This window comes from Aquabacterium sp. (assembly GCF_030652515.1).
GTDB lineage: Bacteria > Pseudomonadota > Gammaproteobacteria > Burkholderiales > Burkholderiaceae_C > Aquabacterium.
Genome location: NZ_JAUSAR010000085.1, coordinates 1 through 1,578, shown reverse-complemented (window position 1 = coordinate 1,578; position 1,578 = coordinate 1). Strand labels below are relative to the sequence as shown.

General features: G+C 32.8%; 3 protein-coding genes. 1 reads left to right on the top strand and 2 read right to left on the bottom strand.

Annotated elements, in window-relative coordinates:
- Positions 1–158 precede the first annotated feature (158 nt).
- Positions 159–326, bottom strand: coding sequence for a hypothetical protein (locus tag Q7V20_RS11125; RefSeq protein WP_304790656.1), 168 nt, complete (start codon positions 324–326; stop codon positions 159–161).
- A gap of 126 nt (positions 327–452) precedes the next feature.
- Positions 453–716 carry a hypothetical protein gene (locus Q7V20_RS11120; protein ID WP_304790653.1) on the bottom strand — a complete coding sequence of 88 codons (264 nt, stop codon included), beginning with the start codon at positions 714–716 and terminating at the stop codon, positions 453–455.
- A gap of 85 nt (positions 717–801) precedes the next feature.
- Here Q7V20_RS11120 and Q7V20_RS11115 point away from each other — a divergent pair, with 85 nt between their 5' ends.
- Positions 802–1,440 carry a hypothetical protein gene (locus tag Q7V20_RS11115; protein ID WP_304790650.1) on the top strand — a complete coding sequence of 213 codons (639 nt, stop codon included), beginning with the start codon at positions 802–804 and terminating at the stop codon, positions 1,438–1,440.
- Positions 1,441–1,578 lie beyond the last annotated feature (138 nt).

The window sequence follows — 1,578 nt, the reverse complement described above, 5'->3', positions numbered from 1 at the left end:
GGTCAAAATTCAAATTTTGGCTATGATTTGACTGGCGGTTTGTCTGTCTCTCCCTGTAATTCTTCTCCATTGTTATTATCTACTGTTCATGCTGGTATTTCCAATCATGCTATTTTAAACTCTGTTATATACGTGTTATCTCAATGTGTTCAAATTATTCAGGCTTTTTCAGTCAATCCAGCAATATCAAATTTATCTTCTTCCAATACTGTTTTATCTCCCAATTCTACAACAAAACAAAATTTTCCTGTTTTTTCTTCTTTTTCCTCTTCTTCTTCCAATTCTTCTTCCTCTAATATTTCTTCTCTTCCTGTTTCTACTAACAATAATAATTCTCATACTACATTTTGTTCTTCTCCTATTTCCACATTTTCCAATTCCTGTCATTGTTGTTTAGCACCACATGCTATTTTGTTACCCAGTTTATACACATGTACATGCCTTTGTAAATGTCATCCTCTTCTACCTTCTCCTCTATTATCTACCAATACTACTGCAATACAATCATCGTTCCATTCTACAAAAAGAAATAAACTATGCTGTTCTTTTTCTCCTAAATTAAATATATCTAAAAATTCTGATATAAGTTTATCCTCTCCTGTGAAAAAATTAAATTTTAGTTCTCCTTCTGTATCTACATCTCCTATACAACTTTCATCTAAATCTACATCTATATCTGCATCTGTCACTCCTAACAAACCTACATTTTCTTTCAATGATGATTCTCCTATATTTACACCAGATCCTGTTAATCCATCTATATCCTGTTCTTCTTCCTCCGTATCTACCGCTTCTTCTTCTGTGCAACTTATATCTACTAATCCTATAACCGTCGAACCTACACCTACAACGTTAACTCACAATGCCATCGCTGTACCTATCAACAATAATTTAATTTATGAACAACTGGATATCATTGATAATGGGCCATTTATACCAGCATGTGAGGCTAATAGAAAAAAGAAAAAGAAAAACAAAAGAAAAAACAAAAAGAAGAAATCCACCAGTAATGATGCTGTTTCCCACCAGGGACATTTAAACAAACAAGTTAATAACACTCATGCTGATAATATTTTTTCTACATTCAAATCATTTCCTACATTGTTTTCTTCTGTTTTTCCTTATTCTCGTTCTAGTGTTGCTACTCGTCATAGTGTTACACGTTCTATTAGTAATTTGTCTGTTGGCCGTACGCGTCGTAAAGGTTATGTCGATCCGTACATGTGTATGTGTATAACTGGTATACCGCTCCATCTTGTGTTTCGTAATTTGGATAGTAATCATAGATGTAGTTTTCTTCGTTCACGTATGTGTGATGTTCTGTTTTGTATTCATCGTTTAATCCCTTTACGTCGTCATCCATTACGTGTCGCTAGAAAACAAATGTTATATCTCGCTATGTATGATGTATTTAAAACATTCATCAACAGTAGCAGATAAACATTTATTGCTTTAGTTCGTTCTGTGCATGTGTTTTGTTTTGTTTTTGTGTGTTTGTGTTTTATATTATGTTGCTACATTGCAAATGTTATTTCAAAGTAAAAACAATCATAATGTCAGTGGATGCAATATCATATG